We start from the raw sequence: 22401 nt of genomic DNA, 5'->3' as shown, positions 1-22401 counted from the left end.
CGCAGGAGTTCCCGCCGGGGCCTGTTCTCATGAGCCTCCGCTCGAGCCGTACGCGTCTCAGCGCAGGGTGCACACCACGAGCTGCCGCCCCTCCGGCTTGGGGCAGTTGTACGTGTTCCGGATCGCGGCGGCGATACGCGGGTCGATCACGCCCAGCGACAGCCAGCTGGGCTGGTAGACGGCGTAGGCGGCCGGGTGCTCCTGCGTGACGCAGCGCACGTTCTCCCGGGTCGACGTGAGCGAGGGGACCTCGGTGAGCTGCTTGGGCACGTTGATGAACGTGGGGAAGGGGTACCGGCAGCCGGTCGGGTGGTCGATGTAGTACGCCTGCTGGCCGAAGGTCAGATACAGGACCGGTACCCCCTTCGGGAGTTCGGCGTTCACCTGCTCGGCGGCGGCCTCCGCCGACCGGGCCTGCTCCTTCAGCTCCGCGTTGGTGGTGACGAGGTTCCCGAGGATGATCCGGACCCCGGCCGTGGGCCACACGGTCGCGGCCAGGCACACCACGAGCGCGAGGACGGGCAGCGCCACCGGAATGCGGCCGGCGCGCGGTCGCCGTGTCCGCGCCCGCAGCAGGTCCACCACGCCGGCGAGGAGAGCCGCGGCCGAGGCGAGCCACGCGAGCACGTCCAGGTCGACGTCCGCGCGGACATGGGAGAGCAGCGGGGTCAGCACCCCGTACAGAAGGGCGAGCACGGTGAGGCACAGCGGGGGCCTGCCGTGCTTGCCGTACCAGCGGCCGATCGCGAGTCCGGTCAGGGCCGCGGCCACCACGGGCAGGGTCTCGCCGTGGTACGCGAACCAGTTGCCCTGGTAGACCACGACGGCCAGGCCGACGACGAGGAGCAGCAGGGTGACGCCCACGGCCTCGGCACGCTGCCGGCGCGAGGGGAGGGTCGCGGCGAACAGCAGCAGCGCGCCGGGCAGCAGCGCGAGCACAGGCGTGAGTGCGATCCGGTCGCCCAGATAGTCGGCGGTCCGCTGCAGCAGGTCGGAGGCGACGACGGGCTCGTTGCCCAGCGCGTGCGCGTTGATGTGCGGCATGTCGCGCAGCCACTGCAGCTCACGCGAGCCCGCCCAGGCGCTGAGGCCGAACAGCAGACCGGTGACGGCGGCGGTCGCCGCGGCGACCAGCAGGGCCCGCACACGGTCCACGGCGAAGATCGCCAGCAGCGCCGCCGCTGCGGTGCCCGCGGTGGAGTACTTCATCAGCACGGCCAGCCCGAGCGGGAGGGCGCCGAGAACGGCCGCCGGCAGGCGGCCGCGCACACCGAGCGCGGCGGCGATGCCGACCGTCGCGAGGACGATCGCGAACCATTCCGGCTGGAGGTAGTCGATGACCGGCGCGAAGGCGAGGGTCAGTGCCGACAGTCCGGCGACGAGAACGGCGTCCCGCTCCGGCATACGGCGGCGCAGTGCCCGGTGCAGCAGCAGACCGGCGAGGGCGCACAGGACGATGCCGACGAGCCGCATGAGGCCCTCGCCGACCGCGAACGAGCCGGGCGTGACGAAGTCGAGCCCCTCGATGGTCCAGCGGTAGAAGAAGGGCCGGTGGGCGAATGTCTCCGAGGGGGAGATGCCGCTCTGCCCGGTGGTCCGCAGCGCGGCTAGCACATAACGGATGTCGAGGAAGACACCGGCCGTGAGCGTGGTGTAGGTGAGCAGCGCGGCGGCTGTGACGGCGGTGGTCCACCCCGCTGGGGAGGCGAAGCGCAGCGGGCGGGGAGCAGGCGCCGAAGCCGGTCCGCGTGAGCTCTGCCCGTCCTCGGCAGGCGGAGCGGAGGTGGATATGTCGGTCACGCCCGCGAACCTAGCACCGCATTCACACTGAAATTATCGGGCAGCAGAATACGAAAGTGCCGGTCCGTCAATTCTTCATCTGGAATTCGCCTGCAGGGAACGTTGGAAAACGGATGGCCTCCGGGGAGCCCGCCCCCTACCCTGCCCGCATGCGCTCAACGGGTGGGGATCAGGTGGAGGAGGCCGTGGCCGGCTGTGTGGCCGCGCTGCGGACGGCGGTGGACCGGGACTGGGAGGGGGTGAAGGCCGGGCGACTGGAGTGGAGTTGCCGGAAGACGGCCGGGCACATCGCGAGCGACCTCATCGCGTACGCCGGTCAGCTGGCCGGCCGGGCACAGGACGCGTACGTGCCCTTCGAGATCACCCTCGACGGCACCGAGGACGGCCTCGACCCCGCCGACAACGCGGGCATCCTCCAGGTGATCGAGACGACCGGCACCCTGCTCGCCGCGGCCGTCCGCACCACCCCGCGCGAGGTCCGCGCCTTCCACCCTTACCCGTTCCGCAGCGCCAACCGCGAGGGCTTCGCCGCGATGGGCGTCGCCGAGGTCCTGCTGCACACCCACGACATCGCCGAGGGACTTGGCCTGTCCTACGAACCGGCCGCCGAACTCGCCGACTCCGTCCTGACCCGGATCTTCCCGCACATCCAACCCGGCCCCTCCCCCTGGCCGACCCTCCTGTGGGCCACCGGCCGCGGCGAGCTGCCCGGCCGCGCCCCGGTCACCGAGTGGCGCTGGAACAACAACCTCGTCCTCCCCGCCGACCGGCTGACCCTCGAGGGCGTCACCCCGGCCGCGGCCGCCGATCTGCAGGCGGGCGGCGACGGCGGCTTCGAGTGGATCGAGGGCGGCCCGTTCGAGGGCACGCGGGAGGCCGCCGGCATGGCCGTCAAGGCGTACGAGGCGGGGGTGCACCGCCCGGAGTTCGGGCTGTTCGTCCTCGTCCGGCACGACGACGGCCGCGCGATCGGCGGCATCGGCTTCCACGGCGCCCCGGACGAGGACGGCCGCGCGGAGGTCGGCTACGACCTCGTCGAGTCCGCGCGCGGCCACGGCTACGCGACCGAGGCCCTGCGCACGCTGTCCCAGTGGGCGCTCGCCCGGGACGACGTACGCACGCTCCTCGCGACGATCGAGCACGACAACGCCCCGTCCCAGCGCGTCGTGGCGCGGGCCGGCTTCACCCGGGCGACGGTGGAGCAGGAGCGCACATCGCGCGAGGCGCACGACATGGACGGGGCGCTGCGGCTGTATGTGCTCGGCGAGGAGGGCCGCCAGTCCTAGCCTGAGGCGATCCGCCCCGCCCGAAGGAGCCGCCGATGTCGTTCAGCGACGAGGAGATCACCTACCTGCGGTCGCACTCGCTGGCCCGGCTGGCCAGTCTCTGCGCGGAGGAGCAGCCGGACGTGGTTCCGGTCGCCCTCGAGTTCGACGGAACCCACTTCTGGGTGGGCGGCCCACGCGCGGAAGTCCTGCGGACCCGCAAGTTCCGCAACATCGCCGGCGGCCGCCGCAAGGTCGCCTTCGTCGTGGACGACCTCGACTCCATCGATCCGTTCGTCGCCCGCGGCATCCGCGTGTACGGCGAGGCGGACGGTCCCGTGGAGCGGGAGGGAATGGTCGGCCGGGGTTACTACCTGCGCATCACGCCCACGGTCTCCTGGAGTTGGAACCTGAAGGGCGAACCGGCCGGCGAGACCTGGTACGACACCCGGAAGGCCGTACACGCCCGGCCCGACGCCGCCCGGTGACGGACGGCCTCAGGCCGTCCTGCGCCCTTTCGGCCGGCGCAGCCCGGACGCCGTCAGCAGCCGCACCACCTCGCGGCTGCTGACCTCCACCGCGCCCGCGCGCACGGCATCCGCGTACCGGTGCGCCGGAATGTCGTAGTGGTCGCGCTCGAAGGCCCGCCGGGGCACGCCCAGTTCCTCGGCGAACGTGTGCAGTTCGTCGTAGGAGGCGTCGCTGACGAGGTGGGACCACATGCGGCCGTGACCCGGCCAGGTGGGCGGGTCGATGTAGACCGTCACGACGACGGCATTCCGCCGGTCGCGTGCCCCAGCGACCCGACCGCCGCGACCTTCACACCCGCCTTGCTGCACACCCAGTGCGGGTCGGGCCCGAGTTCCGGCTCGACGTCCAGGGCGTGCGGGTCGCCGTGCCCGCAGACGGGGCACAGCGGCCAGCGGCCGTAGCGCTCGAGCAGCGCGTCCTGCACGTCCTGCGCGACCAGCCCGGCCACGAAGTGCACGCCGTCCGGCCACTGCTCCACCCACCAGCGCCGCTGTACGACGGAGTCCTCCACCAGCGAGACGACGTCCGCCTCGGCGACCTGACCCGCGACCAGGTCGGCGAGCACGAGGGCGCGGGCAGCGTGCAACGCCTGTTCCAGCGGACTGATGGGTTCCATGGACCCATTGTGCGCGGTCTTGACCACAACACCGAGTCGAAAATATCTTTCAAATGTGAACCGGGAGGTGAAGGAAATTTTCGGAAGCAGAGGCAGGGGCAGCGGCGGAGGCGGTAGCTCCGCGAACAACCCGCCCGCGCCCGCCGCCCTCGCGGCCAAGGTGCGCACCCTCGCCCCCTCCATGACCCGCTCCATGCAGCGCGTCGCCGAAGCCGTCGCGAGCGACCCCGCCGGCTGCGCGGCCCTCACGGTCACCGGACTCGCCGAACTCACCGGCACCAGCGAGGCAACCGTCGTCCGGACGGCCCGGATCCTCGGCTACCCCGGCTACCGCGACCTGCGCCTGGCCCTCGCCGGGTTGGCCGCGCAGCAGCAGTCCGGGCGCGCGCCCGCCATCACGACGGACATCGCGGTCGACGATCCCCTCGCCGACGTCGTGGCCAAACTCGCCTACGACGAGCAGCAGACCCTCGCGGACACCGCGGCCGGGCTCGACACGGTGCAGCTCGGCGCGGCGGTCGCCGCGGTGGCGGCGGCCCGTCGTGTCGACGTGTACGGGGTCGGGGCCTCGGGGCTCGTCGCGCAGGACCTCGCCCAGAAGCTGCTGCGGATAGGGCTGATGGCCCATGCGCACAGCGACCCCCATCTCGCGGTGACGAACGCGGTGCAGCTGCGCGCGGGTGATGTCGCCGTCGCGATCACCCATTCGGGTTCGACCGGTGATGTGGTCGAGCCCTTGCGGGTGGCCTTCGAGCACGGCGCCACGACGGTCGCGATCACCGGGCGGCCGGACGGGCGCGTCGCCCAGTACGCCGATCAGGTGCTCACGACATCCACGGCCCGCGAGAGTGAACTGCGTCCGGCGGCGATGTCGTCGCGGACCAGTCAGTTGCTGGTGGTGGACTGTCTGTTCGTGGGGGTGGCCCAGCGGACGTACGAGACAGCGGCGCCCGCGCTCGCCGCCTCCTACGAGGCGCTGGCGCATCGGCACCGGCGTTAGACCGCAGGGCCCCGAGGCAGGACATCACACCGAAGTGGAAAGAACCGTCTCGCCATGACCTCCATCTCCAACCCCCGTGGTCTCCGTGCCGAGTTGGAATCGCTCACCACCGAGGCCTTCCGGCCGGACCTCGCCGACATCGACCGGCTGCCCACGCTCGACATCGCCCGCCTCATGAACGGCGAGGACACCTCCGTGCCCGCCGCCGTCGCCCGGCGGCTCCCGCAGATCGCCGCCGCCGTCGACGCCATCGCCGAACGCATGGCCCGGGGCGGGCGGCTCGTCTACGCGGGTGCCGGCACCGCCGGCCGGCTCGGTGTGCTGGACGCCTCCGAGTGTCCTCCCACGTTCAACACCGACCCGTCCCAGGTCGTCGGGATCGTCGCGGGCGGGCCGCAGGCCATGGTGACCTCCGTCGAGGGGGCCGAGGACTCGAAGGAGCTGGCGCGCGGCGACCTCGACGCGCTCGCGCTCACCGCCGACGACACGGTGGTCGGCGTCTCCGCCTCCGGGCGCACCCCGTACGCCATCGGTGCCGTCGAACACGCCCGCGCCCGGGGCGCGCTGACCGTGGGGCTGGCCTGCAACGCGGACAGCGCGCTCGCGGCCGCCGCCGAACACGGCATCGAGATCGTCGTCGGGCCGGAGCTGATCACCGGCTCGACCCGTCTCAAGGCCGGCACCGCGCAGAAGCTGGTGCTCAACATGCTGTCGACGATCACGATGATCCGGCTGGGCAAGACGTACGGGAACCTGATGGTCGACGTACGCGCCGCGAACGACAAGCTGCGGGCCCGCTCACGCCGTATCGTCGCGCTCGCGACGGGTGCCGGGGACGAGGAGATCGAGGCGGCGCTGGCGGCCACGGACGGCGAGGTGAAGCACGCGATCCTCATCCTCCTCGCCGGTGTGGACGGCCCGACGGCCGCCCGCCTGCTCCAGGAGTCCGGCGGCCGTCTGCGAGCCGCGCTGGCGGCTGCTCCCGCCTCTCCCCGATCCACTTGATGAAGTCGGCGGGATCCAGGTCGGCGACCCTGGCCGGCGTCCCGCCGGGCCCCGGCGCCGAAGGCCGGCCGTTTCCCCCACTCGCCGGATCATTCGCACCGGACACCGTGGACAACCGGCCCACGGGAGTGAGTTCCGAGGACGGCGGCGTATAGGTTGGCGCGCACGAACCCCAGTAGGTGAAAGGGAAGTTGGCGTGGCTCTGAAAGCCCTGCTTTCGGCGTTGGAAGCGGTGTACGTGCGGCGTCTCGCCCGCAAGCTGGAGGGGATGCCGAAGCCGCGGCATGTGGCGATCATGCTCGACGGCAACCGCCGCTGGGCCAGGGGCGCGGGGCACGACGACGTGCGCGAGGGCTACCGCGTCGGCGGCGCCAGGGTCACCGACTTCCTGCACTGGTGCACCGCCGCCGGCATCGAGCACGTCACGCTGTGGATGCTGTCCGACGACAACCTCCACCGGCCCGCGAACGAACTCGGTCCCCTGCTGGAGATAATCGAGGAGACCGTGCAGCGCATCTGCACGACGGACGATCCCTGGGAGATCGAGGTCATCGGCGCGCTCGACCTCCTGCCCGGGACGACGGCACGCGTCCTGAAGGAGGCGGCCGCGGGCACCGCCGGCCGGGGCGGACTCAAGGTGGACGTCGCCGTGGGCTACGGCGGCCGTCGCGAGATCGTCGACGCGGTGAGGTCCGCCTTCGACAAGCACCTCGGAGCCGGCGGCGACCCGGCGGAGCTGGCGGCGAACTTCGACGTCGAGCACATCACGGACAACCTGTACTCACCGACCGGGCACGACACGGACTTCATCATCCGCACCTCCGGTGAGCAGCGCCTCTCCGGTTTCCTCCTGTGGCAGTCCGCCTACGCCGAGGTCCACTTCGTGGACGTCCTGTGGCCGGCCTTCCGCCAGATCGACCTGCTGCGGGCGCTGCGCTCGTACGCGGCCCGCGACCGCCGCTACGGCCGCTGAGGTCCGGCCCGGGACACACAACACGCAACCAAGAGTTGCACATGGCCGGATCCCGTCGTAGAGTGACACGCAACCAAACGTTGCGAATGGGAGCCCCGTATGGAGTACGGCAGCATCGAGCGCGACATCCACGTCGACGCATCCCCCGAGGTGGTCTTCGAGGTCATCAGCCGGCCGGAGCACATGCGGGAGTGGTGGCCGGACGAGGCCCGGTTCGAGCCCACCGAAGGAGCGCCCGGTGAGCTCTTCTGGCGCGACGAGGCGACCGGCGAGACCATGACCGTCGCGCTCACCGTCGTCGAGGTCGAGCCGCCGTCGCGGTTCTCGTTCCGGTGGTGCTACACGGACGGCGAGAAACGAGGCGGGGACTCGCTGCTGGTCACCTTCGACCTGGCGCCGACGGAGCAGGGCACCCTCGTGCGGATGACCGAGACCGGGTTCCGCGAGATGGGCTGGGAGATCGCCGTCCTCGAGGAGCAGTACCGCGATCACGAGAGCGGCTGGAACCACTACATCCCCCGGCTCGGCGCGTACGTCGCACGGCTGGTGTCGGCCCCATGAGCACGCCGGTCGACGACGAGTTGTGGTCGGCGATCGGCGACCCGACCCGGCGCGCCCTGATCGACCTGCTCCTCGCCTCCGGACCCGGAACGGCCACCTCCCTGAGCGCGGGCCTTCCGGTCACGCGGCAGGCCGTGTCGAAACACCTCGCCGTCCTCGACCGGGTGGGGCTGGTCCGCGCCGAACCGGCCGGCCGCGAGCGGCGCTACCACGTCGACGAGGCGCAACTCGCCCGCGCCGCCGCGCAACTGGCCGCGGTCGGCGCCACCTGGGACGCCCGGCTCCGCCGGATCAAGCACATCGCGGAGGCGATCCAACGAAGCCGCAACAACAACGGCAACGAAGGAGCATGAAAATGGCCGACATTCTGCATCGGATCGGCGTCGTCGCGCCCCTGGACGACGTCTACAACGCGGTCGCCACACCCGAGGGCATCGCCGGCTGGTGGACCACCGACACCACCGGCAAGAGCGAGGTCGGCGGCCGGCTGGCGTTCCGCTTCGGCGACCTCGGCGGCTTCGACATGGAGATCCTGGAGCTCGACCCCGCCGGCCGGGTGCGCTGGCGCGTCACGGACGGCCCCGCGGAGTGGATCGGGACCGAGATCGACTGGAACCTCAGCCGACGCGACGAGTACACGATCGTCCTGTTCAAGCACGAAGGCTGGCGCGAGCCCGTCGAGTTCATGCACCACTGCAGCACGAAGTGGGCGACCTTCCTGATGAGCCTCAAGGAGTTCACGGAAACCGGCCACGGCAGGCCGGCACCCGACGACGTGCGGATCGGCGACTGGCACTAGTAGGACTCCCGGCGGTGGGCTGTCAGTGGGGTGTGCGACCGTGGAGGTCCGCAAGAGTTGCGGGAACACGACCCACGGGAACGGAGACGCGCGGCATGAACCACGCTCAGCTCACCGCCCTCGGCCGCGCCCTCCGTCTCCTCGGTGAACACGGCGAGGCCCTCACCGCCGAGACGCCCGACGCGCGGCTGCACGAGGTGAAGGCGGATCTGCGGCGGGCTCTGGACCTGTTGGAGGAGAGCGTCACCTCCACCGCGCCCAACACCCGCTGCGCCGAGCATCCCAACGGGCCCGTCGACGAGGGTGCGCACGACCGGTGCCTGTTGTGCGAGACGCGGCGACGTGCCGCCCGGCGCGCCGAGTTCAACGGCTCCCTCCACCCGCGCCCGGAGGAGCCCGCCGCGTCCTCCCCCTCCCGCTACGGCATCCGCGCCGACCGCCCGCAGCCCCAGCAGCGCTGGCTGCCGGAGCTGTGGAACGGCCGGGAGTGGCAGCTGTGCGGCACCCCGCGCCGGGACCGCCGGGAGGCCGAGCTGTATCTCGCCGCCCAGCGGCGCGGATCCCGGCCGGCGATGGCCTACCGGCTCGTGCACGAGTTCACCGACTACGAGGTGCTCCGGGTGTGGGGCACGCCGGTACAGGTCGACATCGAGCCGATGGGCAACCTGTAAGCACCCTCAGCGGAGCAGCGGGAGCGGTGCGAAGTCGTAGCCCTCCCACAGCCGCCGCGAGGCCTCCTCCGGATAGGCCCGCACCTCCGGCCGCGCGTCCAGCACCTGCACCAGCCGCCGTTCCCCGTCGTACGCCGGCCAGCCCGGGTCGCCCGTCCTCGCGAACGCCGTCCAGGACGACCGGAAACGGGACGACAGCGCCTCGGCCTCCGCGGACACCGCAACTCCCGCGAACAGCAGCAGGGCGAGGTCCGCCGTGAACGTGCCGAACAGCAGCGGGATGTCCAGGCCGTGGCAGGCGCCCAGGCCGCCGCCGTTGCCCGGGGCCGGCCAGGTCAGTTCGTAGACATGGGCGCGGCCGCCGCCCGCGACCTGCGCCTCGGCCAGGTGCAGGCTCGGCATGTGGAACAGCCAGTCCGACTGGACGCGTTCGAACAGCCAGTCCGGCGTGGCCTGTGGAAATGCCGCACGGTAGGCGCGTTCACCCGCCTCACCGCCGCCCGGGGCGAACAGGCGCAGAGCCCAGGCCGCCTGCTCCTCCGTGATCTTTCCGAGTCGGTCACCGAGCGCCAGGAACAGGCGGAACTCGTCGGCGTTGTGCCCGACGACCAGTTCGATGTCCCGGGCAGCGCCCGACTCCAGCGCCTGCCAGGGAGTCACCGGCAGGACCTCTCCGTCGACGACCGGGGAGAAGGGGGTGAGGGTCGGGGCGGCCTGGCCCCATCTGTCGGCGTACGTCATCATCTTGGCGCCCAGGGCCGCCCCGGCCGAGGGCAGCTCGCGCGGGTCCACGGTCGACAGGTCGGCGGCCGTGGGGCGCAGGCCCACCTCGGCGGCCATCGCCACCGCCATGTCCCGGGCCAGCTCGTCGGAGAAGTACGTGCCCGGCACGCTCTGCGCGATCGCCCGCCGGAAGAGACCCCTCGCGCTCGGCATGGCGAGCAGGGCCGCGACCGAACCCGCGCCCGCCGACTCGCCGAAGACGGTGACCTGGCCGGGATCGCCGCCGAACGCCGCGATGTTGTCCCGCACCCACTCAAGCGCGGCGACCTGGTCGAGCAGCCCCCGGTTGGCGGGGGCGCCCTCGATACGGGCGAAACCCTCCACGCCCAGGCGGTAGTTCAGGGTCACCACCACCAGGTCGCCGGCGCGGGCTATGTGCTGCGCGTCGTAGCCGGGGCTCCCGGAGTGGCCGAGCTTGTAGGCGCCGCCGTGGATCCACACCATCACCGGGCGCAGGGCGAAAGGCGCCGGATCCACCTCCGGCGTCCAGACGTTGACGGTCAGCCAGTCGTCCCCGGTAGGTGCCTCCAGCCGGCCCGTGAGACCCATGAAGGACGTCTCCTGCGGGGGCGGCGGGCCGAAGGCGTACGCGTCCCGGGTGCCCTCCCAGGCCCCGACGGGGCGCGGGGCCTGGAAGCGGGCCTCTCCCACCGGGGGTTCGGCGTACGGGATGCCGCGGAAGACGGTCAGACCGTCCTCCCGGCTCCCGCGCACGGCTCCGGCAGCGGTGCGGGCCACGGGTTCGGTCGCGGACTCACGCGGCTCGGCTGTCGTCATCGTCGACTCCTCATCGTGGGGGGCTGCCGGGTGAACGGTGGGGCGGTGAAGAAAGTGCCAGGCCGCCACGTGAGGGAGCGTTCCAGATGGTGTCCGAGAGGTGAGAGGCCCTCATTTCCCGGACCCCACCCGGCAGTCGGGACTCAGCTCAGCGTCTTCAGCGCAGCCGCGTCGTACGGCTTCAGCTCCGCCCAGCGGTCGCCGAGGACCTTCGCCGCCCACTCCGGGTCCTGGAGGAGGGCGCGGCCGACGGCCACCATGTCGAACTCGTCGCGCTCCAGACGGTCGAGGAGGTCGTCGATGCCCTTGACCGGGGAACCCTCGCCCATGAAGCCCCGGATGAAGTCGCCGTCGAGGCCGACCGAGCCGACGGTGATGGCCTGCTTGCCGGTGAGCTTCTTCGTCCAGCCCGCGAGGTTGAGGTCGGAACCCTCGAACTCCGGGAGCCAGTAGCGCCGCGTGGAGGCGTGGAAGGCGTCGACGCCGGCCGCGGCGAGCGGGGTGAGGATGGCCTCCAGCTCCTCCGGGGTCTCGGCGAGCTTCGCGTCGTAGGCGTCCTGCTTCCACTGCGAGTACCGGAAGAGCACGGGGAAGTCCGGCGAGATCTTCTCCCGTACGGCGGCCACGATCTCGGCCGCGAACCTCGTACGGGCGACGGGGTCGCCGCCGTAGGCGTCGGTACGGCGGTTGGTGCCGGACCACAGGAACTGGTCGATGAGGTAGCCGTGGGCGCCGTGCAGCTCGACGCCGTCGAAGCCGGCGCGCTCCGCGGCGGCCGCCGCCTCGGCGAACGCGCCGATGACGTCGTCCAGGTCGCCCTGGGTCATCGCCTTGCCGGCTCCCTCGGTGCCGTCGGTGCGGATGCCGGAAGGGCCGACGGCGGGCGCGTCGGCGTACGGCGGCTGGCCCTGCTTGCGCACCATCCCGATGTGCCAGAGCTGCGGCACGATCGTCCCGCCCGCCGCGTGCACGGCCTCGGCGACCTTCGCCCAGCCCGCCAGCTGCTCCTCGCCGTGGAACCGCGGCACACGGTCGCTCTGCCCGGCCGACTCGTGCCCCACGTAGGTGCCCTCGGTGACGATGAGACCGACGCCGGCCGCGGCGCGGCGGGAGTAGTACGACACGACGTCCTCGCCGGGGATGCCGCCCGGGGAGAACTGGCGGGTCATCGGCGCCATCACGATGCGGTTGGGAACGGTGAGGCCGTTGATCGAGACCGGGCGGGACAGGATCCGGGCGGCGCGGGACGCGGACTCGGCGGTGGAAACGGTCACTGGGGGGAGCTCCTCGAAGAGACCAGCTGGTATGTGCAGGCGCATGGACACTACGTCAGCGTCAACCGCCCCGCCCACCCCTGCCATCCCGCTCGCCCTGTGATCCGGGACACCCGCTCGCCTCCCGAGAATGTCCGTATGACAAAGCCTTCGCTGGTCTCCTCGAGCGAGCTGGAGCGGTCCTCCGTGGTCGCCAACAACACGATGAACCGCGAACGCGGTCTCGCCGGGGTGAACAGCTACGCCCGTGAGCTGGGCTTCGATCCCCTCGCCCGGCTGGCGGGCCGCCCCGCCCCCTCGTGGCTGGACCTGTGCAGCGGTGAGGGCCGCGCCCTGCGCGAGGCGGCTGCCGGCCTCCCGGCCGACGCCGTGCTCACCGGCGTCGACCTGGTCGGCCCGCTCGTCCCCGCACCGGCTCCGCCCGCCCTGGAGGAGGTCGTCGGCTCCGTCTCGTCCTGGGCCCCGGTGCGGACGTACGACCTGATCACCTGCGTGCACGGTCTGCACTACGTCGGCGACCAGCTGGGTCTGCTGGCGCGTGCCGCCTCCTGGCTCGCCCCCGACGGGCTGCTGGCCGCGCACTTCGACCCGGATTCGGTCCGTCGGCCCGACGGCTCGGCGGCGGGACGGGCGGCCGTGTCGGCACTGCGGACGGCGGGGTTCCGCTACAGCGCCCGCCACCACCGGATCACTCTCGAAGGCGGACGGGCCGTGACCCTCCCCCTCCGCTACGTCGGCGCCGACCCCGGCGCCGGTCCCAACTACACGGGCCAGCCCGCGGTCGGCTCCTACTACACCTCCTGCTGACCGCTACACCTCCTGCTGACCGCGCACCCGCAAAAGCCCGAGGGCGGCACCCCCTGTCGAACAGGGGGTGCCGCCCTCGGTACTGCGGACGGACCCGATCCTCGGAAGGATCAGAAGTCCATGTCACCGCCCGGCATGCCGCCGCCGGCCGGGGCCGCGGCCTTCTCCGGCTTGTCGGCGATGACGGCCTCGGTGGTGAGGAAGAGCGCGGCGATGGAGGCGGCGTTCTGCAGGGCAGAGCGGGTCACCTTCGCCGGGTCGATGATGCCTTCCTTGACCAGGTCGACGTACTCGCCGGTCGCGGCGTTCAGGCCGTGACCCGGGGTCAGGTTGCGCACCTTCTCCACCACGACGCCGCCCTCGAGGCCGGCGTTGACGGCGATCTGCTTCAGCGGGGCCTCGAGCGCGAGCTTCACGGCCTGGGCGCCGGTCGCCTCGTCACCCTCGAGCTCCAGCTTCTCGAAGACGTTGGTGGTCTGCAGCAGGGCCACGCCACCACCGGCGACGATGCCCTCCTCGACGGCCGCCTTGGCGTTGCGGACGGCGTCCTCGATGCGGTGCTTGCGCTCCTTGAGCTCCACCTCGGTGGCGGCACCGGCCTTGATGACGGCCACGCCGCCGGCCAGCTTCGCCAGGCGCTCCTGCAGCTTCTCGCGGTCGTAGTCGGAGTCGCTGTTCTCGATCTCGGCGCGGATCTGGTTCACGCGGCCCGCGACCTGGTCGGAGGAGCCGGCACCGTCGACGATGGTGGTCTCGTCCTTGGTGATGACGACCTTGCGGGCCTTGCCCAGCAGGTCCAGGGAGGTGTTCTCGAGCTTGAGACCGACCTCCTCGGAGATGACCTCGCCGCCGGTGAGGATGGCGATGTCGTTCAGCATCGCCTTGCGGCGGTCACCGAAGCCCGGGGCCTTGACCGCGACGGACTTGAAGGTGCCGCGGATCTTGTTGACGACCAGGGTCGACAGGGCCTCGCCCTCGACGTCCTCGGCGATGATCAGCAGCGGCTTGCCCGACTGCATGACCTTCTCCAGGAGCGGAAGCAGGTCCTTGACCGAGGAGATCTTGGAGTTCGCGATCAGGATGTACGGGTCGTCGAGGACGGCCTCCATACGCTCCATGTCGGTCGCGAAGTACGCCGAGATGTAACCCTTGTCGAAGCGCATGCCCTCGGTGAGCTCGAGCTCCAGACCGAAGGTCTGCGACTCCTCGACGGTGATGACGCCTTCCTTGCCGACCTTGTCCATCGCCTCGGCGATGAGCTCGCCGATCTGGGTGTCGGCGGCGGAGATGGAGGCCGTGGAGGCGATCTGCTCCTTGGTCTCGACGTCCTTGGCCTGCTCGAGCAGGGCGGCGGAGACGGCCTCGACGGCCTTCTCGATACCGCGCTTGAGGGCCATCGGGTTGGCGCCGGCGGCTACGTTGCGCAGACCCTCCTTGACCAGGGCCTGGGCGAGAACGGTCGCGGTGGTCGTACCGTCACCGGCGACGTCGTCCGTCTTCTTGGCGACTTCCTTGACCAGCTCGGCGCCGATCTTCTCGTACGGGTCCTCGAGCTCGATCTCCTTGGCGATGGAGACACCGTCGTTGGTGATCGTGGGGGCGCCCCACTTCTTCTCGAGGACGACGTTGCGGCCCTTGGGGCCGAGGGTCACCTTGACGGCGTCCGCGAGCTGGTTCATGCCGCGCTCGAGGCCGCGCCGCGCCTCCTCGTCGAACGCGATGATCTTGGCCATGTGAAGTGGTCCCTCCAGGACTGGGGGTGATTCCTTCGGACCGCGCCCGCGCCCGCGACGGACGGCTCGCCGACCTGTGGTTCCTTGCCCCACCTGGCCTGCGGGCCTCACCGACCCGGTCCATCTTTGTCACTCTCACCTTCAGAGTGCTAACGCCAATGATTAGCACTCGGCCATGCCGAGTGCAAGCGGCTCTCGGGGATCGGGCGGGGCGCTCCAGGCGCCCCGGACAGGCCGAAGGGCTCGTACCCCGTGAGGTACGAGCCCTTCGAAGATGAACAGAAGAACGTCGCTGCAGTAAGTCGGCGCGTGCTTCAGCTGGTCGCCAGACGGACCATGTCCGCCTGCGGCCCCTTCTGGCCCTGCGAGATCTCGAAATCGACCCGCTGACCCTCTTCCAGGGTGCGGTATCCGTCCATCTGGATCGCGCTGTAGTGGACGAAAACATCCGCACCACCGTCGACCGCGATGAAGCCGTACCCCTTCTCCGCGTTGAACCACTTGACGGTGCCCTGAGCCATGCCTAACTCCCCTATTACTGGCCCTTGCACAGATCCACACTTCGCGGATCCGGGTCAGACCTCACCCCCCATCGGTCGGGGGCGTGCGCCGGAACGCGTCGACCGCGGCTGAATGTATCTGCCCAACTGCCGTCTGCAACAGGTCAATCGGACGAGAATTCTGGACGCACGCGATCCGGAATGTGGCGAGAATTCGCCTGAATTCAGGGCAAGTCGGGCCCCGCAAAAGGAACAAAAGCCGCGAAAGGAGCACGCACTTTGGCTGCTTCTTGTCGGGTGTAAGGCAGAAATCAAAGGCTACCGACCCGTCGATCGAGGTCGGGTTCCCCAACTGTACCGCGCTCAACCACACAGAATTGCCCCCTCCGCTTCTCTCACGGAAGGGGCAATTCGATGAACTCTCGGTAACTGATGTTACCGAAGGTAATGATCAGCCGCCCGCGACCGCCGGGATGATGGAGACACCCGCGCCGTCCGGGGTCGCGGTCTCCAGACCCTGCTCGAAACGGACGTCGTCGTCGTTCACGTACACGTTGACGAACCGACGCAGCTTGCCCTGGTCGTCGAGCACACGCGCCGCGATACCGGTGTGGTTCTTCTCGAGGTCGGCGATGACCTCGCCGAGGGTCGCTCCCTCGGCGGCGACCTCGGCCTGGCCGCCGGTGTAGGTGCGCAGGATGGTGGGGATGCGGACGGTGACGCTCACGATGAAAACCTCCGGTCGGGTGACAGGACTAAGGGGCGCGGGGCTAGACGAGCCCGGCCTGACGGAACGAGTCCAGGTTGGGACGAATGGTCGCAGTCAGCCCCGTACCCGCCACCGCATCCAGCGTCTTGAGACCGTCCCCCGTGTTGAACACAACGGTCGACTTCGTCGGGTCGAGCTCACCGTTCTCGATCAGCTTCTTCGTCACGCCGACGGTCACACCACCGGCGGTCTCCGCGAAGATGCCCTCGGTGCGGGCGAGCAGCTTGATCGCGTCGACCACCTGCTCGTCCGTCACGTCCTCCACAGCGCCGCCCGTACGGCGCGCGATGTCGAGGACGTACGGACCGTCCGCGGGGTTGCCGATGGCCAGCGACTTGGCGATGGTGTTCGGCTTCTGCGGCCGGACGACGTCGTGGCCCGCCTTGTACGCGGTCGACACCGGCGAGCAGCCCTCGGCCTGCGCGCCGAAGATCTTGTACGGCTTGTCCTCGACGAGACCGAGCTTGATCAGCTCCTGCAGGCCCTTGTCGACCTTGGTGAGCTGCGAGCCGGAGGCGATGGGGATGACGATCTGGTCGGGCAGCCGCCAGCCGAGCTGTTCGCAGACCTCGTACGCCAGGGTCTTGGACCCCTCCGCGTAGTACGGCCGCAGGTTGACGTTGACGAAGCCCCAGCCCTCGCCGGCCGGGTCGCCGATCAGCTCGGAGCAGAAGCGGTTCACGTCGTCGTAGTTGCCCTCGATGCCGACGAGGTCGCCGCCGTAGATGGCGGCCATGACGACCTTGCCCTGCTCGAGGTCGTGCGGGATGAACACGCAGGAGCGGAAGCCGGCGCGGGCGGCGGCGGCGCCGACGGCACCGGCGAGATTGCCGGTGGAGGAGCAGGAGAGGGTGGTGAAGCCGAAGGCGCGGGCGGCCTCGAGGGCCTGGGCGACGACGCGGTCCTTGAAGGAGTGCGTCGGGTTACCGGAGTCGTCCTTCACATACAACCCGCCGGTCACGCCGAGCTCGCGCGCCAGGTTGTCGGCCTTGACGAGCTCGGTCCAGCCGGGGTTGAGGTTCGGCTTGTCGGCCACGTCCGCGGGGACGGGCAGCAGCGGCGCGTAACGCCAGATGTTCGCGGGTCCCGCCTCGATACGCTTGCGGAGCTCCTCGGTTTCGTAGGACGAGAAGTCGTACGCGATCTCGAGCGGGCCGAAACACTCCTCGCACGCGAAGACGGGGCCGAGCGGTACCCGGTGACCGCACTCGCGGCAGCTCAGGGCAGCGGCCGGCCCGAGGTCTACGGTGGAATCGGTGGTGCTTGCAACAGTCTGCGCAGCCATGTGAGGCGAGGCCCTTTCTCCTCATCTTCCTCACGACGCATCTCGCCGTGAGACGGATTTGGCACCTTCCCTAGCCGGGGAGCCTCGCGGACGATCAACACTGATCTACGAGTACCGACTGGAGGGTTGCCGGGGCTTCATCGGGCCGTATCCCTCTGCCCCTCTGGATGAGCTGTATGTGGTTGTAAACGGCGGGCGACCCCGGACATGCGATGGTCATCCGCGTTGTTCAAGACTGTAACCGAAGGCCAGGACAGTTGAGATAGCCGTCCGAACCGCGAGATGGATCACAGGCCGGGAACCGAACCCGGGACCGGGCTTAGGATCACTCGCCGCGAGAACGTAGAGGAGCCGCCACTGTGCTGGAAGAAGTCGAGCGCTGGCTGAGCACCCGGTCCTGGTCCGTGACCGATCGTCCGCTCCACAAGATCCTCGCAGCGAAACGCTCCACGGGCCAGTCGGTCAGTGTCGTGCTGCCTGCGCTCAACGAGGAGGAGACGGTCGGCGACATCGTCGCGATCATCCGCCACGACCTGATGCAGCAGGTCCCGCTGGTCGACGAGATCGTCGTCGTCGACTCCGGGTCCACCGACCGCACCTCCGCGGTGGCCGCCGCCGCGGGCGCCCGGGTCGTCCACCGCGACGACATCCTGCCGCGCGTCCCGGCCGTTCCCGGCAAGGGCGAGGTCCTGTGGCGGTCCTTGCTGGTCACCACGGGGGACATCGTCTGTTTCATCGACGCCGACCTGAAGGACTTCTCCTCCGACTTCGTCTCCGGGATCGTGGGCCCGCTGCTCACCGAGCCGGAGGTCGACCTGGTCAAGGCGATGTACGACCGCCCGCTCGGTGGGGCGGCGGGCCAAGGGGGCCGGGTCACCGAACTCATGGCGCGCCCGCTGCTCAACATGCACTGGCCGCAGCTGGCCGGTTTCGTGCAGCCGCTCGGCGGCGAGTACGCGGCCCGCCGCTCCCTGCTCGAACAGCTGCCCTTCCCCGTCGGCTACGGCGTGGAGCTGGGCATGCTGGTCGACTCCCTGCACCTGGTGGGCCTGGACGCGCTCGCCCAGGTCGACGTCGGCGTGCGCAAGCACCGCCACCAGGACGGGCAGGCGCTGGGCCGCATGGCGGCCGCGATCTACCGCACCGCCCAGCTCCGGATGGCCCGCGGTCATCTGATCCGCCCCTCCCTCACCCAGTTCGAGCGGGGCGAGGACGGGTTCGAACCGCGCACCTACTCCGTGGACACGGAGGAGCGTCCGCCGATGGTGGAGATCACGGAATACGCGTCACGCAAGGTGGCATAACGCACGCATACAGTGACGAATCCCGCCGGTCGTATACGGATCAGTCCCCTCCGTGTTTGGCCTGTCCGTACGTTTGAGCGTTTCCGCGCCGGGCTAGGTTGAGGCGTATGGCTTCAACCTTCGGTGCTGCCCAGGTGCTGGTCGCGTCCAATCGCGGCCCGGTGTCGTACGAGGTTCGGGAGGACGGCTCGCTGCTCGCCAAACGGGGCGGCGGCGGGCTGGTCTCCGGTCTGTCGGCCATCGGCCCGGAGGCCGGTGCGCTGTGGGTGTGCTCGGCGCTTTCCGACGGCGACCGGGAGGCCGTCCGGCGCGGGGTCGGCGAGGAGGGCGTGCGCATGCTGCCCGTTCCGGCCGACGTGCACGCCGACGCCTACAACGGCATCGCCAACTCCGTGCTGTGGTTCGTCCACCACATGCTGTACCAGACGCCGCTGGAGCCGGTCTTCGACGCGGAGTTCCGGCGCCAGTGGGCGTCGTACGAGACGTACAACCGGGCCTTCGCCGAGGCGCTGGCCGAGGAGGCGGCCGAGGGTGCCGCGGTCCTGGTGCAGGACTACCACCTGTGCCTGGTCCCGGGGATGCTCCGTGAGCTGCGCCCGGACCTGCGCATCGGCCATTTCTCGCACACGCCGTGGGCGCCGGTGGACTACTTCGGGATCCTCCCGGAGGACATCCGACTGCGGCTGCTGGGCGGAATGCTCGGCGCGGACCGGCTCGGTTTCCTGACGCGCCGCTGGGCGGACGCGTTCACCGCGTGCTGCACGGAGTTCACCGGGGGCCTCGGCACCACCAGGGTCGGTGTCCACGGCCTCGGGGCCGACGCCGACTTCCTGCGCGCCCGCTCCCACCAGCCGGACGTCGAGGAGCGGATGACGGCACTGCGCGAGGAGATCGGCGAGGGACGCAGGACCATCGTCCGCGTCGACCGCACGGAACTCTCGAAGAACATCGTGCGCGGCCTGCTGGCCTACCGGCAGCTGCTCGACGACCACCCCGAGTGGCGCGAACGGGTGGTGCACGTGGCGTTCGCGTACCCGTCGCGGCAGGACCTGGCGGTGTACCGCGACTACACCGCCGAGGTTCAGCGGCTGTCGGAGGAGATCAACGGCCGGTACGGCACGCCCGGCTGGACCCCGGTCGTGCTGCATGTGAAGGACGACTTCGCGAGGTCACTGGCCGCCTACCGGCTGGCCGACGTGGCGCTGGTGAACCCCATCCGGGACGGCATGAACCTGGTCGCCAAGGAGATGCCGGTCGTCTCCGACGAGGGCTGCGCGCTGGTGCTGTCACGGGAGGCGGGGGCGTACTGGGAGCTGCGCGAGGACGCGCTCACCGTCAATCCGTACGACGTGATGCAGACCGCGGCGGCCCTGTACGAGGCGTTGACCATGCGGCCGGAGGAACGGGCGGAGCGGACGAAGAGGCTGGCCGCGGCGGCGACCGCGTTGCCGCCGCAGCAGTGGTTCCTGGAGCAGTTGCAGGCGCTGGAGGGCGATCAGCCGAGCTGAGCCGCGAGCGCGGCGAGCAGCCGTACGACCCCCGCGGGGCCGTCGACCACGACGTCGGCGCGCTGGGCGAGCTCCGTGACCTCCTCGCTGCCGCTGCACACCAGCAGGCCGGGGATGCCGTCGGAGCGGAGCTTGTCGACGGCGGCGAAGGCGGGCAGGTCGCCGAGGTCGTCACCGGCGTAGAGCACGGCCTGGGCGCCGATCTCACGGACGTACTCGAGCAGGGCGACGCCCTTGTCCATGCCGGGCGGCCGCAGCTCCAGGACCATCCGCCCCGGCTCGACGATCAGCCCGTGCCGGGCGGCGAGGTCGGCGAGGGGGCTCTTGAGTGCCTCGAAGGCGGCCTGCGGGTCCTCGGCGCGGCGTGTGTGGACGGCGACGGCCCGGCCCTTCTCCTCGACCCAGACGCCCGCCCCGGCTCCGATCTCGTCGAGAAACCCCGGTAGCTCGGCGCGGACGGCGGCGACGCCGGGGTGGGGGTCGGGGGCCGTGAGACTGCCGGTGCGGGCCTCCCAGCGCTCGGCACCGTAGTGCCCGAGTACGACGAGGTGCTCGAGCCCCGCAGCTCCGGCGAAGCCGCCGTGCTGCACGGCTGTGCCGGCGGGGCGTCCCGTGATCACGGCCACGGAGGCGACCTTCGGCGCGAGCGCGGCGAGCGCGGGCACGGCGTCCGGGTGCGCCCGGGCCTGCTCGGGGTCGGCGACGATGGGGGCGAGGGTGCCGTCGAAGTCGAGGGCGACGACGGCGTGCGCCGGCCGACGGAGGATGGCGTCCAGTCCGTCGCGGCCTTGTTGGGTGACGGGGGTCGGGAAGGGGTGGCTGCCCATGGAGCGACCTTATCGGCGGACCTCGGACAAGAGGTGAACCCGGCAGGAAACCGAGTCGGGTGACCTATCGGTCCGCCCGCCGTCTCTCCCGTATCCGCCGCAGCCTGTTCACCGTCACCGGGTCGTGCGCCAGCGCCCGAGGGTCGTCAAGCAGGGCGTTCAGGAGCTGGTAGTAGCGGACAGGAGCAAGGCCGAGTTCCTCACGTATGGCCCGTTCCTTCGCGCCGGGCCCCGGAAACCCCCTGCGTTCCAGCGCGAGGATCCCCTTCTCCCGCACGCCCAGCTCCGACTGCTCCTCGTCCATCCCCGCACCGTAGCCCCAACCACCGACACCGCCTACTGCCCGCGCTCCGCCTTCGTCGCCGTCATCTGCAACTTCCCCAGCACCCCTGCCGGATCGCCCGTCGCCGTCACCGCCTGCCCGATGCTCCGCTTCACCGCCGCACTGACCGCCGCCCACGACGTTCGCCCCACGGGATAGAGCTCGGCGACGGGGAGTTCCTCGAGGAACGGCTCCAGCGCCTTGTCCTGCGCGGCCGAACTCATCACCTCGGACGCCGAGTTGGTGACCGGCAGCAGGTCGTACTCACGCGAGAAGTCCAGCACGTTCTGCTCGCTGTAGACGAAGTCGAGGAAGTCGCCGATCTGCTCGCCGTGCCCGCTCCGCTTGAACGCCATCATCCAGTCGGCGACCCCCATCGTCGCCTTGCTCTCCCCGCTGCGGCCCGGCATCGGCACCATGCCGACCTGCACGCCCTTCTGCTCGGCGAGCTTCATCAGCGTGGGGTGGCCGTTCAGCATGCCGACCTCCCCGCTCGCGAACGCCGCGAACGCGTCCGCACGGTTCAGCTTCCCCGGCGCGACCGGCCCGGTCAGCCCCTTGCCGACCAGCTTGTCCCTGAGCCAGGTGAAGGTCCGGACGTTCTCGGGGTCGTCGATCCGGTAGCTGCCGGCGGTCTCGGTGTAGCCGCCTCCGCCGCTGAGCAGCCACTGCATCGTCTCGGCCTGCGCCTCCTCCGGCCCGAGCGGCAGCGCGTACGGGTACTTCACGCCCTCCGCCTTCAGCGCCTTCGCGTCGGCGGCGAGCTGGTCCCAGGTCTTCGGCGGGGTGAGCCCGGCCCGCTTGAAGAGGCTCTTGTTGTAGAAGAGCAGGCGCGTGGAAGCCGCGAACGGCATGCCGTACTGCACCCCGTGCACCTGTCCCGCCGCGACGAGCTGGGGGGCGAAGTCGGCCTGGACGGGTATGGAGAGCACGTCGTCGGCCTTGTAGAGCAGCCCCTTCGCCGCGTAGTCGGAGTACGCGCCGATCTGGGCCATGTCGGGCGCCTCGCCGGCGGCGACCATCTCCTTGACCTTGCGGTCGACGTCGTTCCAGGAGTACACGGTGACGTCGACCGTCACGTCCGGGTGCTCGGCCTCGTACTCCTCGACCAGCTCGTCCCAGTACTTCTTCGAGCTGTTCGCGGCGCTGTCGCCGTAGTCCGCGGCGACCAGCCGGAGTGTCACCTCGCTCGCTCCGCCGCTGCCGATGAGCCGGAAGCCGCCGAGGGCCGCCGTCATCCCCAGCGCGGACACCACCGCGATCGTTCTTGCTCTCCGCCCCTGCATCGCCG

At 70.7% G+C, this 22401-nt stretch carries 24 protein-coding genes and 1 riboswitch; of the genes, 12 read left to right on the top strand and 12 right to left on the bottom strand.

Features of this window, described 5'->3' with window-relative positions; genetic code table 11:
- Positions 1-57 precede the first annotated feature (57 nt).
- Positions 58-1800 carry a hypothetical protein gene (locus ABZO29_RS24390; protein ID WP_367322294.1) on the bottom strand — a complete coding sequence of 581 codons (1743 nt, stop codon included), beginning with the start codon at positions 1798-1800 and terminating at the stop codon, positions 58-60.
- Between the two features lie 149 nt (positions 1801-1949).
- On the opposite strand from ABZO29_RS24390, the gene ABZO29_RS24385 reads away from it, so the two are divergent.
- On the top strand, positions 1950-3086 hold the full coding sequence (locus ABZO29_RS24385) for a GNAT family N-acetyltransferase (RefSeq protein WP_367322293.1): 1137 nt from the start codon (positions 1950-1952) through the stop codon (positions 3084-3086).
- 35 nt (positions 3087-3121) lie between these two features.
- Positions 3122-3553, top strand: a complete 432-nt coding sequence (locus tag ABZO29_RS24380) for a PPOX class F420-dependent oxidoreductase (protein WP_367322292.1) — start codon at positions 3122-3124, stop codon at positions 3551-3553.
- Between the two features lie 9 nt (positions 3554-3562).
- On the opposite strand, the gene ABZO29_RS24375 is transcribed toward ABZO29_RS24380, so the two are convergent.
- Positions 3563-3832 (bottom strand): DUF4031 domain-containing protein, encoded by a 270-nt coding sequence (locus tag ABZO29_RS24375; protein ID WP_367322291.1) that lies wholly within the window; start codon positions 3830-3832, stop codon positions 3563-3565.
- Entirely contained in the window at positions 3829-4212 is a 384-nt protein-coding gene (locus ABZO29_RS24370; protein ID WP_367322290.1) for a hypothetical protein, read from the bottom strand. Before ABZO29_RS24370 ends, ABZO29_RS24375 begins: the two co-directional genes overlap by 4 nt.
- A gap of 55 nt (positions 4213-4267) precedes the next feature.
- On the opposite strand from ABZO29_RS24370, the gene ABZO29_RS24365 reads away from it, so the two are divergent.
- The 7 genes from ABZO29_RS24365 (at position 4268) to ABZO29_RS24335 (ending at position 9221) form a co-directional block, all read left to right on the top strand.
- Positions 4268-5212 (top strand): MurR/RpiR family transcriptional regulator, encoded by a 945-nt coding sequence (locus tag ABZO29_RS24365; RefSeq protein WP_367322289.1) that lies wholly within the window; start codon positions 4268-4270, stop codon positions 5210-5212.
- A gap of 54 nt (positions 5213-5266) precedes the next feature.
- On the top strand, positions 5267-6217 hold the full coding sequence (murQ, locus tag ABZO29_RS24360; RefSeq protein WP_367322288.1) for an N-acetylmuramic acid 6-phosphate etherase: 951 nt from the start codon (positions 5267-5269) through the stop codon (positions 6215-6217).
- 202 nt (positions 6218-6419) lie between these two features.
- Positions 6420-7190, top strand: coding sequence for an isoprenyl transferase (locus tag ABZO29_RS24355; RefSeq protein ID WP_367326228.1), 771 nt, complete (start codon positions 6420-6422; stop codon positions 7188-7190).
- 99 nt (positions 7191-7289) lie between these two features.
- Positions 7290-7751 (top strand): SRPBCC domain-containing protein, encoded by a 462-nt coding sequence (locus tag ABZO29_RS24350; RefSeq protein WP_367322287.1) that lies wholly within the window; start codon positions 7290-7292, stop codon positions 7749-7751.
- Positions 7748-8104 carry an ArsR/SmtB family transcription factor gene (locus tag ABZO29_RS24345; protein WP_367322286.1) on the top strand — a complete coding sequence of 119 codons (357 nt, stop codon included), beginning with the start codon at positions 7748-7750 and terminating at the stop codon, positions 8102-8104. The genes ABZO29_RS24350 and ABZO29_RS24345 overlap by 4 nt, the downstream gene beginning before the upstream one ends.
- A gap of 2 nt (positions 8105-8106) precedes the next feature.
- The gene (locus ABZO29_RS24340; RefSeq protein WP_367322285.1) at positions 8107-8550 is read left to right on the top strand and encodes an SRPBCC domain-containing protein; all 444 of its coding nucleotides are present in this window, start codon (positions 8107-8109) and stop codon (positions 8548-8550) included.
- Between the two features lie 95 nt (positions 8551-8645).
- Complete coding sequence (locus ABZO29_RS24335) at positions 8646-9221, top strand: hypothetical protein (protein WP_367322284.1); 576 nt, start codon at positions 8646-8648, stop codon at positions 9219-9221.
- 6 nt (positions 9222-9227) lie between these two features.
- On the opposite strand, the gene ABZO29_RS24330 is transcribed toward ABZO29_RS24335, so the two are convergent.
- Both ABZO29_RS24330 and ABZO29_RS24325 read right to left on the bottom strand, forming a co-directional pair.
- Complete coding sequence (locus ABZO29_RS24330) at positions 9228-10781, bottom strand: carboxylesterase/lipase family protein (protein ID WP_367322283.1); 1554 nt, start codon at positions 10779-10781, stop codon at positions 9228-9230.
- 143 nt (positions 10782-10924) lie between these two features.
- Positions 10925-12055 carry an NADH:flavin oxidoreductase gene (locus tag ABZO29_RS24325; protein ID WP_367322282.1) on the bottom strand — a complete coding sequence of 377 codons (1131 nt, stop codon included), beginning with the start codon at positions 12053-12055 and terminating at the stop codon, positions 10925-10927.
- A 138-nt stretch (positions 12056-12193) separates the two neighbouring features.
- On the opposite strand from ABZO29_RS24325, the gene ABZO29_RS24320 reads away from it, so the two are divergent.
- Positions 12194-12862, top strand: a complete 669-nt coding sequence (locus ABZO29_RS24320; protein WP_367322281.1) for a trans-aconitate 2-methyltransferase — start codon at positions 12194-12196, stop codon at positions 12860-12862.
- A gap of 110 nt (positions 12863-12972) precedes the next feature.
- On the opposite strand, the gene groL is transcribed toward ABZO29_RS24320, so the two are convergent.
- From groL to thrC, 4 genes are all read right to left on the bottom strand, one after another.
- Positions 12973-14595 carry a chaperonin GroEL gene (gene groL, locus ABZO29_RS24315; protein ID WP_367322280.1) on the bottom strand — a complete coding sequence of 541 codons (1623 nt, stop codon included), beginning with the start codon at positions 14593-14595 and terminating at the stop codon, positions 12973-12975.
- Between the two features lie 314 nt (positions 14596-14909).
- Complete coding sequence (locus ABZO29_RS24310; RefSeq protein WP_019057200.1) at positions 14910-15116, bottom strand: cold-shock protein; 207 nt, start codon at positions 15114-15116, stop codon at positions 14910-14912.
- Between the two features lie 430 nt (positions 15117-15546).
- The gene (locus ABZO29_RS24305) at positions 15547-15822 is read right to left on the bottom strand and encodes a ubiquitin-like small modifier protein 1 (protein ID WP_010035955.1); all 276 of its coding nucleotides are present in this window, start codon (positions 15820-15822) and stop codon (positions 15547-15549) included.
- A gap of 43 nt (positions 15823-15865) precedes the next feature.
- Positions 15866-17149: a threonine synthase gene (thrC, locus tag ABZO29_RS24300; RefSeq protein ID WP_367322279.1), complete on the bottom strand. Its 1284-nt coding sequence runs from the start codon at positions 17147-17149 to the stop codon at positions 15866-15868.
- A gap of 18 nt (positions 17150-17167) precedes the next feature.
- Positions 17168-17323: riboswitch (SAM riboswitch) on the bottom strand.
- 185 nt (positions 17324-17508) lie between these two features.
- Between thrC and ABZO29_RS24295 the strand changes: the two genes are divergently transcribed.
- Together ABZO29_RS24295 and ABZO29_RS24290 are read left to right on the top strand one after the other, a co-directional pair.
- Positions 17509-18453 (top strand): glucosyl-3-phosphoglycerate synthase, encoded by a 945-nt coding sequence (locus ABZO29_RS24295; RefSeq protein ID WP_367322278.1) that lies wholly within the window; start codon positions 17509-17511, stop codon positions 18451-18453.
- A gap of 107 nt (positions 18454-18560) precedes the next feature.
- Positions 18561-19961, top strand: a complete 1401-nt coding sequence (locus ABZO29_RS24290; RefSeq protein WP_367322277.1) for a trehalose-6-phosphate synthase — start codon at positions 18561-18563, stop codon at positions 19959-19961.
- Here ABZO29_RS24290 and otsB read toward each other — a convergent pair.
- The 3 genes from otsB to ABZO29_RS24275 all read right to left on the bottom strand — a co-directional run bounded on the left by otsB (position 19949) and on the right by ABZO29_RS24275 (position 22396).
- Positions 19949-20788, bottom strand: coding sequence for a trehalose-phosphatase (gene otsB, locus ABZO29_RS24285; protein WP_367322276.1), 840 nt, complete (start codon positions 20786-20788; stop codon positions 19949-19951). The genes ABZO29_RS24290 and otsB overlap by 13 nt on opposite strands.
- 64 nt (positions 20789-20852) lie before the next feature.
- Positions 20853-21092: a DUF3263 domain-containing protein gene (locus ABZO29_RS24280; protein WP_367322275.1), complete on the bottom strand. Its 240-nt coding sequence runs from the start codon at positions 21090-21092 to the stop codon at positions 20853-20855.
- A gap of 32 nt (positions 21093-21124) precedes the next feature.
- The gene (locus ABZO29_RS24275) at positions 21125-22396 is read right to left on the bottom strand and encodes an extracellular solute-binding protein (protein WP_367326227.1); all 1272 of its coding nucleotides are present in this window, start codon (positions 22394-22396) and stop codon (positions 21125-21127) included.
- Positions 22397-22401: the final 5 nt, after the last annotated feature.

The organism is Streptomyces sp. HUAS ZL42 (assembly GCF_040782645.1).
In the GTDB taxonomy this organism is placed as follows: Bacteria; Actinomycetota; Actinomycetes; order Streptomycetales; family Streptomycetaceae; genus Streptomyces.
The sequence above is the reverse complement of the archived record's forward strand: the minus strand, read 5'-3'. Positions and strand labels throughout refer to the sequence as shown.